The sequence below is a fragment of the Clostridium sp. DL-VIII genome, assembly GCF_000230835.1.
In the GTDB taxonomy this organism is placed as follows: domain Bacteria; phylum Bacillota; class Clostridia; order Clostridiales; family Clostridiaceae; genus Clostridium.
Genome location: NZ_CM001240.1, coordinates 3,383,990 through 3,399,428 on the forward strand (window position 1 = coordinate 3,383,990; position 15,439 = coordinate 3,399,428).

Sequence of the window (15,439 nt, forward strand, 5' to 3'; positions counted from 1 at the left end):
TAAGGAGTTTTTATTATGGCTAAGAAAGAAAGTTATGAGGATATGTTAGCTAAACTTCAGGAAGTATTAAATAATTTAGAAACTGATGAGATAAATCTTGAGGATTCAATGAAATCTTATGAAGAAGGAGTTAAACTTGTAAATAAGATTTACAAGATTTTAGATTCATATGAATCAAAAGTTTCTGTAATTAAAGATGATAGAGAAGTGGAGTTTAGTGAAAATTATGGAGATAAATAAATTAAAAGAAGATATTGATGAATATTTAAAAGAATATTTTAAAGAAAAAGGAACATATAACAAGGTTATATATGATTCATGTAGTTACAGTTTAAATATAGGAGGCAAAAGAATTCGACCTATATTACTTGCATTGACTTATTATATTTATAAAGAAGAATATAAAAAAGTAATGCCAATGGCAGCAGCTATAGAAATGATTCATACGTATTCTTTAATTCATGATGATCTTCCATGCATGGATGATGATGACCTAAGAAGAGGTCAGCCTACAAATCATATTAAATTTCAAGAAAACATAGCAGTTCTTGCAGGAGATGCATTATTAAATGAATCAATGATAATCATGATGAATTATGCTTTGAAGAATAAAGAAAATGCATTAGAAGCTGCGCATGAAATAGCCATTGCTGCTGGAGCAGAAGGAATGATTGGCGGTCAGGTAGTAGATGTCATGTCTGAAGGCAAGAAAATTTCAAAAGATGAACTTGAATATATGCACTCAAAGAAAACTGGAGCTTTAATAAAGGCATCAATAGTTGCTGGCGCAATTTTGGCTAATGCACCAAAAGAAGATTTGAAAATATTAGAGGAATATGGAGCTAAACTGGGATTGGTTTTCCAAATTAAAGATGATATATTAGATGTTATTGGTGATGCACAAAAGCTTGGAAAGAACATCCATACTGATGAAGAACATGATAAAACTAATTTTATATCGGTTTTTGGAATTGAAAAATGCAATGAATTATGTGATTCGTTAACGGAAGAATGTGTCTTAGCTCTCAAGAATTTAAGTGTTAATTCAGAATGCTTAATAAGCTTAACATACAATCTTTTAAATAGAGAAAATTAATAGAGGGAATGATTATTGTGAAATTATTAGATAAATTGAACTTCCCAGAAGATTTAAAAAAGCTTAATGGAAATGATTATAATGTCTTAAGTGATGAAATTAGGGAATTTCTAATAGATAGTGTATCAAAAACAGGTGGACACTTGGCATCCAATCTAGGTGTTGTAGAACTTACATTAAGTTTATTTAAGGCTTTTAATTTTGATAGAGATAAAATTGTTTGGGATGTAGGACACCAAAGCTATATTTATAAAATATTAACGGGAAGAAAAGATAAGTTTAAAAAACTTAGGCAGTTTGAAGGAATGAGCGGATTCCCCAAAAGAAATGAAAGTAAGTACGACTATTTTGACACAGGTCATAGCAGTACCTCTATATCAGCTGCTCTTGGAATTGCAAGGGCAAGAGATATAAAGAGAGAAAATTATAATGTTATTTCAGTTATAGGTGATGGTGCATTAACTGGTGGAATGGCAATTGAAGCGCTAAATGATGTTGGTTTTAGAAAAACGAATTTAATAATCATATTAAATGATAATCAAATGTCTATTTCAAAAAATGTTGGTGGATTATCAAGATATTTAAATAAGCTTAGAATAGCACCAGGTTATAATAAGCTTAAAACAGATATACATGCATCACTAGATACATCGAACTTAGGGAAAAACATTGCAGGAAAAATATCTAAGGTTAAGGATAGTATAAAACAATTAGTTGTTCCATCTATGTTCTTTGAAAACTTAGGAATAAAGTATATTGGACCTATTGATGGTCATGATATAGATGCAATGACAGATGTATTTTTAAAAGCAAAAGAAATTAATGGCCCAGTAATAATACATGTATTAACTCAAAAAGGAAAAGGATATGCATCAGCTGAAGAGAGTCCAAGTAAATATCATGCAGTGGGTCCTTTTAATTTAGAAAGTGGAGAATTAAAAGTGTCACCTAAAAACAGTTATTCAAAGGCCTTTGGAAAATCGTTAGTTAATATTGCAGCACAGGATGAGAAAATAGTTGCAATTACAGCGGCAATGCCTGATGGTACTGGACTTAAGTGTTTTTCAACTAAATACAAAGATAGATTTTTCGATGTTGGTATTGCAGAAGAGCATGCAGTTACTTTGGCAGCAGGCATGGCGAGTAATGGATTAAAACCTGTGTTTGCAATTTATTCTACATTTTTACAGAGGGCTTTTGATCAAGTATTGCATGATGTCTGTATTCAAAACCTTCCAGTGGTATTTGCAATAGATAGAGCTGGAATAGTTGGGGAAGATGGAGAAACACACCAGGGCATTAATGATTTATCCTATTTATCTATGATGCCTAATATACATATAGTTGCACCAAAATGTTTAGAAGAAGTTGATGTTTTATTAAAATGGGCTATTGATAAGAATGCTCCGGTTGCTATAAGGTATCCAAGAGGTGGAAATATTATTAATACCTTATCGCCGATTAAAGCTGTTGAAGAAGGAAAATGGGAGATAATAAACAAAGGTTCTAAAGTATGTATAATATCAACAGGTAAAATGGTTCAGCATGCAATGCTTGCTAAAGATATATTATATGAAAAGGGCCTTAATCCAACTATAATAAATGCAACATTTATAAAACCAATTGATAAAAACTTACTGGAAAGCATTAACAAAGAAGGATACAATATTTTAACAATAGAGGACAATATTTTAAAAGGCGGATTAGGCTCGGCTATAAAAGATTATTTGAGTGAAATAAAATACAGAGGAACTATTAGGTGTCTTGGATATGACGATGAGTTTATTCCTCAAGGAAATGTGGAAATTTTATACAAAACATATAAACTAGATTGCGAAAACATAAGTAAAGCTGTAATAGAGCTTTATGATTAAAAGGAGAAACAAATGGCGGAAAAAAAGGAAAGACTTGATATACTTTTAGTTGAAAAGGGCATAATTACTTCTAGGGAAAAAGCAAAAGCCTGCATTATGGAAGGTAAAGTATATGTAGATGACCAAAAAGTAGATAAGGCAGGAGAGAAGGTAAGTATTAGTGCTAATATAGAATATAGGGGTGATACTCTTAAGTATGTCAGTAGAGGTGGACTTAAATTAGAGAAGGCAATGAACACATACAATATTTCATTAGAAGGTAAGGTATGTATGGATATAGGTGCATCTACAGGAGGATTTACTGATTGTATGCTTCAAAATGGGGCTAAAAAGGTATTTTCAGTAGATGTGGGGTATGGACAGTTTGCCTGGAAGCTTAGAACTGATGAGAGAGTAGTCTGCATGGAAAGAACGAACATAAGATATGTAACTCTTGAAGATATAGGAGAATCATTAGATTTTGCTTCTATTGATGTATCATTTATATCATTAAAAAAAATAATGCCGGCGACTTTAAATCTTTTAAATGAAAATGGTGAAGTTGTAGCTTTAATAAAGCCACAATTTGAAGCAGGACGTGAAAAAGTAGGCAAAAAAGGTGTTGTAAGGGAAATAGGTACTCATAAAGAGGTTGTTCATGGTATTATAGATTTTTTAATTGAACAAGAATTAAATATCTTAGGCGTAGGATACTCTCCTATAAAGGGTCCAGAAGGCAATATAGAATATTTAGTGTATTTTACAAAGGATAAAAATAAAGAAAGCAATTTTAAAAATGAAGATATTGATAAGGTAGTTGAAGCATCGCATGTGGAAATTTAACTTCTTTAGGAGGGGCTATGAAAAGGATTGGATTTGCAATTAATTCGTTAAAAGATAAAGATAATAGAATATTAGATATGGTTATAAAGAAATTCAGAGATAGGTTTGAGCTAGAAGATATTTTTGTATTTAATGCTTACGATATGGAAATACAAGACTTGACAGGTATTGATTTACTTGTTGTATTAGGGGGAGATGGAACTCTCTTAGGAATAGCAAGAGCTTTAAATGAAACTTTCCATTCGCCTATCTTGGGGATAAATATAGGAAACTTGGGATTTCTAACAAGTATTGATATATCTGATATTGATGTGGCTCTTGATAATATAGAAGAAGGCAAATATAACATAGCGGAAAGAATGATGTTAAACTGTAAAGTTGAATCGCAAGAATACAAAGAGGATATTAGAGCATTAAATGATGTAGTAATAGCTAGAGGAACTTTATCGAGAATGGTAAAATTCACAATATATGTAGATGGTAAAATATATTCTACATTTAAAGGTGATGGACTTATTATAGCAACACCTACTGGTTCAACAGCATATTCTTTTTCTGCTGGAGGACCATTTATATATCCGGATTTGGAACTTATATCAATAACTCCTATATGTCCACATACTAAAAGCATGCAGACTATTATATTAAATGGTAATAGTGTTATAGAAGTATGTGCAGACCATGAGGATGAGAATATTTATTTAACAGTAGATGGTCAGAAATCAATTAAAGTCGATGACGATACTTCAATAAAATTAAGTAAGAATAATAAAAATGTAAAATTACTATTATTTGACGATTATGACTATTTTAAAGTGTTAAGAAGCAAGGTTTTAAATAATTCTAAAGAATGTGATGGTGATGAACTTTGAAATCAAAAAGGCATACAAAAATACTTGAAATAATAGGTTCAAGAGAAATTGAAACTCAAGAGGAACTAGCAGAAGCATTGAAGAAAGAAGGATTTGATGTAACTCAGGCAACTGTATCTAGAGATATTAAAAATTTAAAATTAATAAAAATGCAATCATCTAACGGTAAATCTAAGTATGCTGTATCAGCAGGAGAACAAAAGAATATTATTGACAGGTTGAGTAATATTTTAGCTAATACTGTACTTACAGTAGAAAATGTAGATAAGATGGTTGTTATAAAAACTATAACAGGTTCAGCACCAATTACAGCTGAAGCAATAGATAATTTGGAAAGTGCTGATATAGCAGGCACTGTAGCAGGTGATAATACTATTTTTATTTTAGTAAGAAGCATTGAAAGTGCTGAAGATTTAGTAGATAAAATTAGAAAAAGAATGTCATCATAGATATTAAGGGTGGGATGAAATGCTAATTCAATTAAATATTAAAAATTTTGCATTAATAGAGGAAATAACTATAAACTTTAGTGAAGGATTTAATATACTTTCAGGTGAAACGGGAGCAGGAAAGTCTATTATGATAGATGCAATAGACTTTGTTCTTGGCGGAAAATTTTTTAAAAATTTAATAAGAACAGGTGAAGAAAAAACATATGTGGAAGCTTTATTTACTCTTGATAAGTCTAAAGTAAGCGAAGTTTTAGATGAACTAGATATTGAATATGAAGATATATTAATAATTTCAAGAGAAAGTCATGTCAGTGGCAAAAATTTAATAAAGGTTAACGGAAAAAGCTTAATTACATCTCAGCTTAGGAAAATAAGAGCAAAACTTTTGGACATTCATGGCCAGCATGCAAATCAAGAACTTTTGCAAAGAAATACTCATATATCATATTTAGATGGATTTATAGGAAATGAAATACAAAGTCCATTAAATAAGTTTGGCAGCTTAAGAGAAGATTTAATTAAAATTAGAGAAGAAATCAAAAGAATTAATGGAAATTCAGATAGAGAAAAATTATTAGATTATTTGAAATTTCAAATTGAAGATATAGAAAAGGCAAAGCTTAAGGAAAATGAAGAAGAAACATTAAAAGAAGAGTATAATATATTAGCAAATGCTGAAAAGATAAATAATAGTTTGGCAATATCTTATGGAATATTGAATGGAAATGAAGAATTTGGTGTGATTGATTCAATTTCAAAGGTTATTGCAGAACTCGCAAGTGTTGAAGGCCATTTTGAGAGGATAAAGAAAAATAAACAAGCAATAGAAGAGGCATATTATGCAATAGAAGAAGCTAGTCATGAAATTCGTGATATGGCTGAAGAGGTTGTCTTTGATCAAGAGGCTTTAGACAAAGTTAATGGAAGAATCTATGAAATAAATACGTATAAGAAAAAGTATGCCCCATCTGTTCCGGAAATATTACAATATCATGAGAAAATAAAAAAACAATATAATGAAATAGTTAACTCTGAGAAAATAATAGAAGAACTTAAGGAAAAGGAAAAAGAAATCTTATCTAAAATGGAAAAACAGGCTTTGATTATTCATGAACTTAGAGTAAGCAAAGGTAAGTTATTGGAAGAAAAAATTTTAAAAGAACTTGTGTTTGTAGGACTTGAAAAATCAAGGATGGAGATAAAAGTTATCCGCGAAGAAGATTTTAATGACAGAGGATTTGACGAGGTTAGCTTTTTAATTTCAACAAATCCTGGAGAGCCTCTTATGCCGCTGGAAAAAGTGCTATCGGGTGGAGAACTATCGAGAATAATGTTAGCATTAAAATGCGTTTTTGCTGAAAAGGATGAAATACCGACTTTGATATTTGATGAAATAGATACAGGAATAAGCGGAGCTGTTGCTCAAAGAGTTGGCGAGAAAATGTATCAATTGTCAAAAACACATCAAGTTTTATGTATTACTCACTTGCCACAAATAGCAGTATTGTCTGATTACCATTATTTTGTTGCTAAAAAGGTAAGAGACGATAAGACATTTACCAAAATAAAAGTTTTATCAAAAGAGGAAAAAGAATTTGAGATATGTAAAATGTTAGCAGGAGATAGCGTGACAGAAGCAACATTAAATAATGTAAGAGAAATGATAGAAATAAGCGAGCAAAAAAAAATAGAAATTAAAAAATAAATACATATACAATAAAAAATTGGTAAAAATAAAACCATGTGAGTGATGCATGGTTTTATTTTTTTATCGTAAATTAAAGAAGTTTTGTTTATATAAAAGAAATAAAATTATTATACATTAAAAATTTAGTATATGCTAAATTTTTTGTCTAGAATAACAGACTTCCTATAGGATAAGACATTAATCTAGTGGGAAAATTAAAATTAGAAAGTAAAGGAGGAGAGAAATATGAAGAAAAAACTTTTATGTACAACTGGTTTAATTATAACTCCAATCTTTATTTTGATTTTAATTACTACAATTAGTATAAGAAAATTGCCAAGCAAAATATATACTAAAGATGATAAAACGGTTCAGTCTATTGCACCTATAGGAAATACAATCAAAAAAATCGGAAATGTTGGAAATGAATATGAAATAAAATTTTTAGGAATGATTCCATTAAAATCAGTAGAAGTTCAAAAAATAAAAGACTTAGAGATATGTCCAGGTGGAAATCCTATTGGTGTGAGGGTAAATAGTGAAGGTGTGCTTGTGGTTGGATATTCTGATATTGAAGTTGATAACAAAAAAGAAGAAAGTCCGGGAAAAGCTGGTGGTCTTGAAATTGGAGATGTGATTTTAAAAGTCAATGGTGAAGATATGGAAAACTCTCTTGATTTACTAAAAACAATAAAAGAATCTGATAATGAGTATATAAAGGTCAATATATTAAGAAGCGGAAAAAATCTTACAAAGACAATTCATTTAAAGAAAGAAAATAGTAAAGACTATAAAATTGGGTTATGGATTAGAGATTCTACAGCTGGAGTTGGAACAATGACATTTTACGATGATAAAACTAAAACATTTGGTGCATTAGGACATCCAATTACAGATTGTGATACAAATGAGCCGTTTTTAATTAAAAAAGGAGATATGCTGGAATCTTCTATAATAAGCGTTAGGAAGGGCGAAAAAGGACTGCCAGGTGAACTAAAAGGCATTTTCTTAAACGAAAATAATCCAAGTGGAACAATTGAAAAAAATACTCAAAGTGGAATTTTTGGAGAAGTTACGAACACAGAATACCTAAATAAAAGTGCAAAGCCACTTAAAGTTGGATTTAGAGACGAAATATATGTAGGTAAAGCAAAGATAATTACAACTATTGATGAAAATGGACCGCAAGAATTTGATATTGAAATTGAGAAAGTTTTAAATCAATCTGTTCCAAATTCTAAGAGTATGGTGATAAAGGTCACAGATCCAAGATTATTACAAAAAACTGGAGGTATCGTTCAAGGAATGAGTGGAAGTCCTATAATTCAAAATAATAAAATAATAGGAGCAGTGACACATGTACTAATTAATAAGCCTGATACAGGATATGGGATATATATAGAATGGATGCTTCAAGATGCAGGAATAATAAAGTAATGTTAGGTGAGGTGGAATTTAATAAAATTCCATCTTGCCTTATTTTTAAATATATTTGATATTAAAGATATAAAAATATGCTTTTATTACAGCATTTTTTTATTTATTATGAAATATTATTAAAAATATATAGTTAAAATAAAAAAAGTGAATTTTGGATAAAACTTCTTAAATAAAAACACTATATACATTGTAGAAAAATAAATATAATTATATAATAAATATATAATAATTTAATAATTGATAGCTAAGGAAAAATATAGTTGCATTTTTATAAAAGAACGCCTAAAAAGTATTTTTTAATAAAGTATTTACTTTACGAGAAAAAAAGTGTATAATTTACAAATAGTGGAAGATAATTGCATTATGATAATTATATGTAGTAAGATTTATGTAAAAAGAAATATATTAATAGGATTTATTATGTATTATTAATACCTTAGTACATACCCTGATAATGAAACGAAGTCTTAGCTAAATACACAAGCAATAATGTAACAGAATATGATTATATAATTACTGAATAAGATGTGGTTAGAAGGGTTAAAATTATATATTAAATACTAAACATAAAAAAGAATGGACAAAAGGAGAGAAAGAATTATGGAAGATTCAAAAATATCGGTACTTATTGCAGATGATAACAAAGAATTTTGCAGCATATTAAATGACTACTTATTAAACCAAAGAGATATTGTAGTTACAGGAATTGCCAAGGATGGTAGAGAAGCATTAGAATTAATAGTAGAGAAAAAGCCGGATTTAGTTATCCTAGATATTATTATGCCACATTTAGATGGATTAGGTGTTCTTGAAAAATTAAATACCATGGATTTAGAAAAGGTTCCAAGAATAATTATTTTATCAGCTGTTGGTCAAGATAAGATTACTCAACAAGCAATAACTCTTGGTGCAGATTATTATACTGTAAAGCCTTTTGATATGGAAGTGTTTACAAAGAGAATAAGAGAAATGTTCAGTAATAATATAACTAGAGAAACGTCAATTAGAAGTTCATATCAATCATCAACAATGATGTCTTCAGTATCAGAAACTAAATCAAAAGCACCTGTAGATTTAGAAACAGAAATAACAAACATAATACATGAAGTAGGTGTTCCGGCACACATAAAAGGATACATGTACTTAAGAGAAGCTATAACTATGGTAGTAAACGATATGGAGCTGTTATCAGCAGTAACAAAGGAATTATATCCATCAATAGCTAAAAAGTATAATACAACAGCTTCAAGAGTTGAAAGGGCTATAAGACATGCGATTGAAGTAGCATGGGGCAGAGGTCAAATAGAAGCTATTAACAGACTATTTGGGTATACAATCCACAATGATAAAGGCAAGCCAACAAATAGTGAATTTATAGCTATTATAGCTGATAAATTAAGACTTAAGAATAAAGTTAGCTAATTGCTTTTAAGCTAGATGAAAAGCTAAGTTGGAGGTTATTGGAAATGTCTTCCATGTATATTTTAATAGCAACTAATAGTTTTTCATAACAATTAATACTCTAAATTTATGTAAGACTAAGACCTTTTATTAGTTGGGTGTAACAATCTAATTAATAGGAGGTTATTTTTATGCCAAAAATTAAAACAAAAAAGGAATTTAATATCTATATTCAAGATTTCTTAGATTACTGCAAACTTAAAAATTTATCGATTAAAACAATAAAAAGTTATTATCAAACATTGGCTCTATTTAGTAAGTATTTAGAGGAAGAAAAACAAATATCAAAAGTAGATGAAGTTAATAAAAATATTGTAGAAGAATACTTAGAATTTACTAAGGAAAGAGGAAAATATTCATATGTTGCAAATGACAAAAGCTTAGAGATTAATTTTCAACAGAATAGAAGGGATTTAGGTAAAGAAATTAGTCCAGTAACAATAAATTGCTATTTAAGAAATATAAAGGTGTTTCTTAATTGGCTGGAGGAAAATCAAATTATAAAAACTAATACTGTATCAAAAGCAAAATTTTTAAAAGTAAAACGAAAAGCTAAAGACCAAATAACAGATGATGAATGGAAAGCTCTTATAAAAGCTATGGATTTAACAAAATTCCATGAATATAGAGATTATGTAATAACAAATTTAATTTTAGATACAGGAATGAGATTAACAGAGTGCATTAATTTAACAATAAATGATATTGATTTAGATAGAAGAAGTATATTAATACCAGCTGAAATAAATAAAAGTAAAAAGGATAGAGTAGTTTTCTATAGTCCAATAATGACAAAGATACTACAAAAATGGCTTAGATTTAAAGATAGTATGCAAAGTACTGAATTACTATTTCCAACTCAAAGAACTAACAGCATACTTACAGCACCTAATTTTGAAAGAAATTTTAGAGGTTATATGTCAAGAATAGGATTAAATAAAAATATTACACCTCATTCATTAAGAAATAATTTTGCTAGACGTTTTTTAATTGCATCTAAGGGTGATATTTATACACTATCAAGACTACTAGGTCATAGTTCTGTAACTGTTACTGAAAAGGCATATTTAGACTTATCAGATGAAGATTTAAGAAATGCCTATCAAAAATATAGTCCATTGGAAAATATAAAGAAGTGGTAAATGACTAATTAGGATTGAATATAAACAATAAGAGGAGTTTACTATTTATGCTTTAGGAGTTAAATATCCACCTCAAAATTCGAGCTGAACGATGCGACAATATAGACCTTTTTTATGAGTTATTATGTATGATAAAAATAGTATTTTGCGTATGTTTACGATTGTTATTACGATAGATTTAAAGACTACTGGTATAGTAATTATATAGCTAATAGGATTGCTTAAATAATTACTTATGATATTATTAATATTTAAATTTAATGAGGTGAGAATATGTTAAAATCAACTGAAGAACAATATTTAGAGTGGGCATCAGATGTAAAACTTAAACCATTATTTGATAGTAAGTATTTCATTTATCATTTAATATTTTCTAATTATGTAGAAGATGGATTATTTCTATTGCAAAAACATGATAAGAATTTAGAAAAGTATTTTAAGGATAATGGAATATCTTTAGATGATGATATAGAAAAAATAATTAGGAAATTATTACGGTTTAACTCAAGTTTGGATTCAATAGCAGATAATATTTTAGTAATATTAGACTATCTCAAATGGTCATATGGTATAAATGTAAATTATGCAAAAATAAATATATTAAAATATAAGAAAAATATACAAGAAAATACACCAAAAAATAAGAATGAAGCAGATAAAAAATATAACAGTTTACCTGCTTTGAGAAAAGCTTTAATAGAAAAGTATAAACAATGTCAGATTTGTGGGATATGCAATAATAGATTATTAAGACAAAGTCATTTAAAACCTAAGCATATTAGTAAAAAAGAGGGGACTATAGCTGAAATATTCGATATTAACAATGTACTGTTATTATGTTGTAATCATGATTATTTAATAGATAAAGGTTTAATAACATTTGATACTGAGGGTAATATTATTATATCTAAAGAATTATGTAATGAAGATAATGAAGATATTGAAAAATTAGAATTAAATAAAAATATAAAGATAGTATTAGAAGAAAAGCAAAAGAAATATATAAAATATCATCAAGAAAATATATTTGAAAAAAAACATAGTAAGAAAAATATCTAAAATTATTGTAATGTTAAATGCTCTGCGCTATATTTCACGATGACAAAATATTTTGCTTATTGTAGGAAAACATGGGTGACATACTGGTATACTTATAATAATGCAATATGGTGACAATTATGCAAGAAGAGGTAAGAGCAGTATATTTAGATATGTCAAAAGACACAGAAATTTCATTAGGTGTAGACTTAAATATACTAATTAATGATATATATATAAGCCCATTTGTTCCTAAATGGTTCAAAGATTTAATTGTAGATATTGCACAAAAATACAGAGTTTCAGATAAGAATATAATAAAATCTAAAATTTTAATAAATAAGTAATAATAAATCAGGAATAAAGTAACTCTAAAAATAGGGTTCTTCTTATAAAAACAAATAAGGCTTTATAGTTAATATTTATACCATAAAGCCCTATTGTATTCTATTACACATTTTCATTATCTTCAGCATCTTCAGTGTATTTATAATAAATAAAAAATGGGAAAGAGTAAAGTGTCGAATTAGATAATGATTTTATTATATTATCTTTACTAAATGCTTCTTTTAAAAATTTTATCATATTAAATCACTCCCATTAATATTATATATTTATTATATCTCAATTAATAACAATTGTTAATATTGATTAATAATAATTATTAATTTAATTTTGTAAAACAAATATTAAATAGAGAATTAGAAGAATACTTAAATAATCACTTATAATATTAGAGGAACTGTTATGACACAAAAAATTATTAATTAAAGGGATTTACCTCTTTTTGTATAATTAGTTATATGAAAGGAGGTGAGAGTTATGGTTAAAATGAGCGATTTTGAGATTAAGAAAAATGAAGATGGTAATTTGGTAGGAATGACAAAGTGTAGAATATGCAAAAAGACTTTTGAATTTGAGGAAAATAAAAATTCAGAGGCTGTAGCAAAGGGTATATCAGAGGAATTTGAAAAAACATATGTAAATTTAGATATGATTTCTAAATGTCCATATTGCGGGTATAGAGTAGAACATTTTCAAAGAGAAGAAAACAGTTCATTATAGTAGGAATTTAAGAACTCTAGAAATAGGGCTCTTTTTTATGGAAAAATTTACATCTATAAATCATATGATTACATAGACGTAAAATCATAGACAATTTAATAGCTATAAGTAGCATTCTATGGTCAAAATATATTCAAAACATGTCTACATAAAGCAAATGTGATTTCGTAGACAAAAAATCTAAAACATGGTAGAATAATATCATAAGATAAGTTAATTGAGAGGAATTAATAATTATGATATTTGGATACATGAGAATAAGCACACAAAAGGAAAAGCAAACAACAGACCGTCAGAGAATTACATTAGAGCAATACGCAAAAGATAATGAATTTGAGTTTGATGAAATAGTCGAAGAACGTATAAGTGGAACAATTAAAGCTGAAAGTAGACCACAATTTAGTGAGTTAAAGGATAAATTAAGAGCAAATGACATATTAATCGTAACTGATATTGATAGGCTTGGAAGAAACGCAGATGACATTATAATAGAATTTAAGAAGTTAAAGGCTCAAGATATTAGAATAATAGCATTAGATACTCCATATTTAAATGAGTGGGAAAAGGTTCAAGATAGTTCAATTTATAATATGATAGCGGATATATTTATAACTCTTAAGGCACACATGGCACAACAGGAACGCGAAAAGACAGTTGCTAGAATAAATCAAGGATTAGCAGTTGCAAAGTCTAAAGGAAAAACACTAGGTAGACCACAAGCTGAATTGCCAAAGGAATTTATTAAGGAATATAAGAAGTTTAAAGATGGTGAATATGGTAAGATGTCTGCTAGTTCATTTGCAAAGACTTTAGGAATTGGAAGAAGTACATTATATAAATACATTAATATATATGAAAAGCAAGAAGTTTAAAATATTCGAGTAAATATTCTTATTTAAGAGAAGATTATTAAAATTAGAATGTAATTATTGATATTACTTTTTTTGTATGCTAAAATTGACAGTGAAGAAATCAAGAACGTAATAAGAGAGAGTGTACCACCTGTCCCTATTGGCGTAGGAACAGGCAAGGCATGGTGTCACAACCACCACACAATACAGACTAGTCTGCGATACACCCATATAATATTATAGCTGAGTTACTATGCAATTTCAATATAGTATTATGGTGGCGATTGAAGATTAGGTTTGTTAACCTTTGTATATATATATTTTTAAAGACAAGGTTAAGTGTGGACGCATACTTAACCTTGTTCTTGATTTCTCAAAAGGGAACTCTAGTAATGATGTTTTTACGCTGTTACTAGAGGGAACTATTGAGAAATCGCAGTTATCAGGGCTACGGTTTAAATGTATTACATATTTTTACTGTAGTCCTTTTATATTTTATTAAATGTACAAGGGGGATAATAACAATGAAAAAATCAAGATTAACAAAATTAGTTGCTAGTGTATTGCTAGTAGCTTCAGTGTTGGTATTAAATCCAATAGGTGCAAGTGCTGAATGGCATTATGACGGTGCTGGATGGTGGTATAAAGAAGGAAGTTCGTGGGCTACTGGATGGAGACAAATTGATGGGAAATGGTACTACTTGGATTCAAATGGATATATGGTCAAAAACACTACAATAGATGGGTATATTTTAGGTTCTGATGGTGCGTGGATTGAAAACAATGTTCAAAGTAGTGCGAAAATTGAAAATCTTGTTTATGAACAAGAAAATAATGGTTGGATTAGTAGTGCTACACCATTAACCCAAAATAGTGAATCATTTCTAATAGGTACAATAGAAAACAGTAATGATTTAGATTATTATAAATTTACTATTGATTCAGATAAAATGATTAGTATAGCTGGAAATGTAAAAGATGATTCACTTGGTCTGACATCAATCATGAAAATAGGACTTCTTGATTCGAATGGAAAAGTTATTGCGGCAACAAGTCCACATATAATTCAAGGGGAAACTAATCAATTTTTATCAAAATACAACATTTCTGCTGGAACTTATTATATAGCTGTTATGGGAGATTTAAATCATCAATACCTGTGGGATAATATTAAATATGGTGTACTAGTCAAATTTGAATAATATAACCTTAGTGTTAAAAAATAGGGGGGGTATTGATAATGAAAAAGATAACTGATTTCAACTTACTAGGATTCATAATTCTAGGTGTTATTATAGTAACTTGGGTGTATGTAATATCAATCTTTGTTGGTGGTTGTGATTCTAGCAGTAAAACCAGCAATTATTCTACTAGTAGCAAAGAATTACATTCAGGACAAAGTGTGACGTTAAAAGCTGATACATTAGTATCGTCATCAAAAGAAAATGATGATAAATTAATGTCATATATTAATAAAAAAAATAAAGATGGTGAAAACCAGATGTTAATTAGTGGACAAGCAACTATATTAAAAAAGGGTACAAAAGTAAATATAATAAGTATTGGTATTACAACTGAAATCGAAGTTAATGGTGAAAAGTGGTATGCACCACTAGAATGTTTTCAATAATTGATATTA

17 protein-coding genes are annotated in these 15,439 nt (G+C 28.6%); 16 read left to right on the top strand and 1 reads right to left on the bottom strand.

The window, feature by feature from the left end; genetic code table 11:
• Nucleotides 1-15: 15 nt before the first annotated feature.
• The 12 genes from CDLVIII_RS15595 (at nucleotide 16) to CDLVIII_RS15650 (ending at nucleotide 12,231) form a co-directional block, all read left to right on the top strand.
• A complete protein-coding gene (locus tag CDLVIII_RS15595; RefSeq protein WP_009170407.1) occupies nucleotides 16-240 on the top strand; it encodes an exodeoxyribonuclease VII small subunit in 225 nt (74 codons plus the stop codon).
• A complete protein-coding gene (locus tag CDLVIII_RS15600) occupies nucleotides 227-1,096 on the top strand; it encodes a polyprenyl synthetase family protein (RefSeq protein ID WP_009170408.1) in 870 nt (289 codons plus the stop codon). Before CDLVIII_RS15595 ends, CDLVIII_RS15600 begins: the two co-directional genes overlap by 14 nt.
• A gap of 17 nt (nucleotides 1,097-1,113) precedes the next feature.
• On the top strand, nucleotides 1,114-2,970 hold the full coding sequence (dxs, locus tag CDLVIII_RS15605) for a 1-deoxy-D-xylulose-5-phosphate synthase (protein ID WP_009170409.1): 1,857 nt from the start codon (nucleotides 1,114-1,116) through the stop codon (nucleotides 2,968-2,970).
• A 12-nt stretch (nucleotides 2,971-2,982) separates the two neighbouring features.
• Entirely contained in the window at nucleotides 2,983-3,792 is an 810-nt protein-coding gene (locus CDLVIII_RS15610; protein ID WP_009170410.1) for a TlyA family RNA methyltransferase, read from the top strand.
• A 17-nt stretch (nucleotides 3,793-3,809) separates the two neighbouring features.
• A complete protein-coding gene (locus CDLVIII_RS15615) occupies nucleotides 3,810-4,664 on the top strand; it encodes an NAD(+)/NADH kinase (protein ID WP_009170411.1) in 855 nt (284 codons plus the stop codon).
• On the top strand, nucleotides 4,661-5,113 hold the full coding sequence (locus CDLVIII_RS15620; RefSeq protein WP_009170412.1) for an arginine repressor: 453 nt from the start codon (nucleotides 4,661-4,663) through the stop codon (nucleotides 5,111-5,113). The genes CDLVIII_RS15615 and CDLVIII_RS15620 overlap by 4 nt, the downstream gene beginning before the upstream one ends.
• Before the next feature lie 19 nt (nucleotides 5,114-5,132).
• A complete protein-coding gene (gene recN / locus CDLVIII_RS15625) occupies nucleotides 5,133-6,821 on the top strand; it encodes a DNA repair protein RecN (RefSeq protein WP_009170413.1) in 1,689 nt (562 codons plus the stop codon).
• Between the two features lie 228 nt (nucleotides 6,822-7,049).
• Nucleotides 7,050-8,240 (top strand): SpoIVB peptidase, encoded by a 1,191-nt coding sequence (gene spoIVB, locus CDLVIII_RS15630; protein WP_009170414.1) that lies wholly within the window; start codon nucleotides 7,050-7,052, stop codon nucleotides 8,238-8,240.
• Between the two features lie 603 nt (nucleotides 8,241-8,843).
• Complete coding sequence (gene spo0A / locus CDLVIII_RS15635; RefSeq protein ID WP_009170415.1) at nucleotides 8,844-9,665, top strand: sporulation transcription factor Spo0A; 822 nt, start codon at nucleotides 8,844-8,846, stop codon at nucleotides 9,663-9,665.
• A 170-nt stretch (nucleotides 9,666-9,835) separates the two neighbouring features.
• Nucleotides 9,836-10,846 (top strand): tyrosine-type recombinase/integrase, encoded by a 1,011-nt coding sequence (locus CDLVIII_RS15640; protein ID WP_009170416.1) that lies wholly within the window; start codon nucleotides 9,836-9,838, stop codon nucleotides 10,844-10,846.
• A gap of 273 nt (nucleotides 10,847-11,119) precedes the next feature.
• The gene (locus CDLVIII_RS29355) at nucleotides 11,120-11,905 is read left to right on the top strand and encodes an HNH endonuclease (RefSeq protein ID WP_009170417.1); all 786 of its coding nucleotides are present in this window, start codon (nucleotides 11,120-11,122) and stop codon (nucleotides 11,903-11,905) included.
• Nucleotides 11,906-12,024: 119 nt separating this feature from the next.
• Nucleotides 12,025-12,231 (top strand): hypothetical protein, encoded by a 207-nt coding sequence (locus tag CDLVIII_RS15650; protein WP_035301815.1) that lies wholly within the window; start codon nucleotides 12,025-12,027, stop codon nucleotides 12,229-12,231.
• 103 nt (nucleotides 12,232-12,334) lie between these two features.
• On the opposite strand, the gene CDLVIII_RS32580 is transcribed toward CDLVIII_RS15650, so the two are convergent.
• Nucleotides 12,335-12,469 (bottom strand): hypothetical protein, encoded by a 135-nt coding sequence (locus CDLVIII_RS32580; RefSeq protein WP_009170419.1) that lies wholly within the window; start codon nucleotides 12,467-12,469, stop codon nucleotides 12,335-12,337.
• 237 nt (nucleotides 12,470-12,706) lie between these two features.
• Between CDLVIII_RS32580 and CDLVIII_RS15655 the strand changes: the two genes are divergently transcribed.
• The 4 genes from CDLVIII_RS15655 to CDLVIII_RS15670 all read left to right on the top strand — a co-directional run bounded on the left by CDLVIII_RS15655 (nucleotide 12,707) and on the right by CDLVIII_RS15670 (nucleotide 15,430).
• Nucleotides 12,707-12,949 carry a hypothetical protein gene (locus CDLVIII_RS15655; protein ID WP_009170420.1) on the top strand — a complete coding sequence of 81 codons (243 nt, stop codon included), beginning with the start codon at nucleotides 12,707-12,709 and terminating at the stop codon, nucleotides 12,947-12,949.
• Between the two features lie 236 nt (nucleotides 12,950-13,185).
• Nucleotides 13,186-13,821: a recombinase family protein gene (locus CDLVIII_RS15660; protein ID WP_009170421.1), complete on the top strand. Its 636-nt coding sequence runs from the start codon at nucleotides 13,186-13,188 to the stop codon at nucleotides 13,819-13,821.
• Nucleotides 13,822-14,324: 503 nt separating this feature from the next.
• A complete protein-coding gene (locus CDLVIII_RS29360; protein WP_050816274.1) occupies nucleotides 14,325-15,002 on the top strand; it encodes a hypothetical protein in 678 nt (225 codons plus the stop codon).
• A gap of 38 nt (nucleotides 15,003-15,040) precedes the next feature.
• The gene (locus tag CDLVIII_RS15670; protein ID WP_009170422.1) at nucleotides 15,041-15,430 is read left to right on the top strand and encodes a hypothetical protein; all 390 of its coding nucleotides are present in this window, start codon (nucleotides 15,041-15,043) and stop codon (nucleotides 15,428-15,430) included.
• Nucleotides 15,431-15,439: the final 9 nt, after the last annotated feature.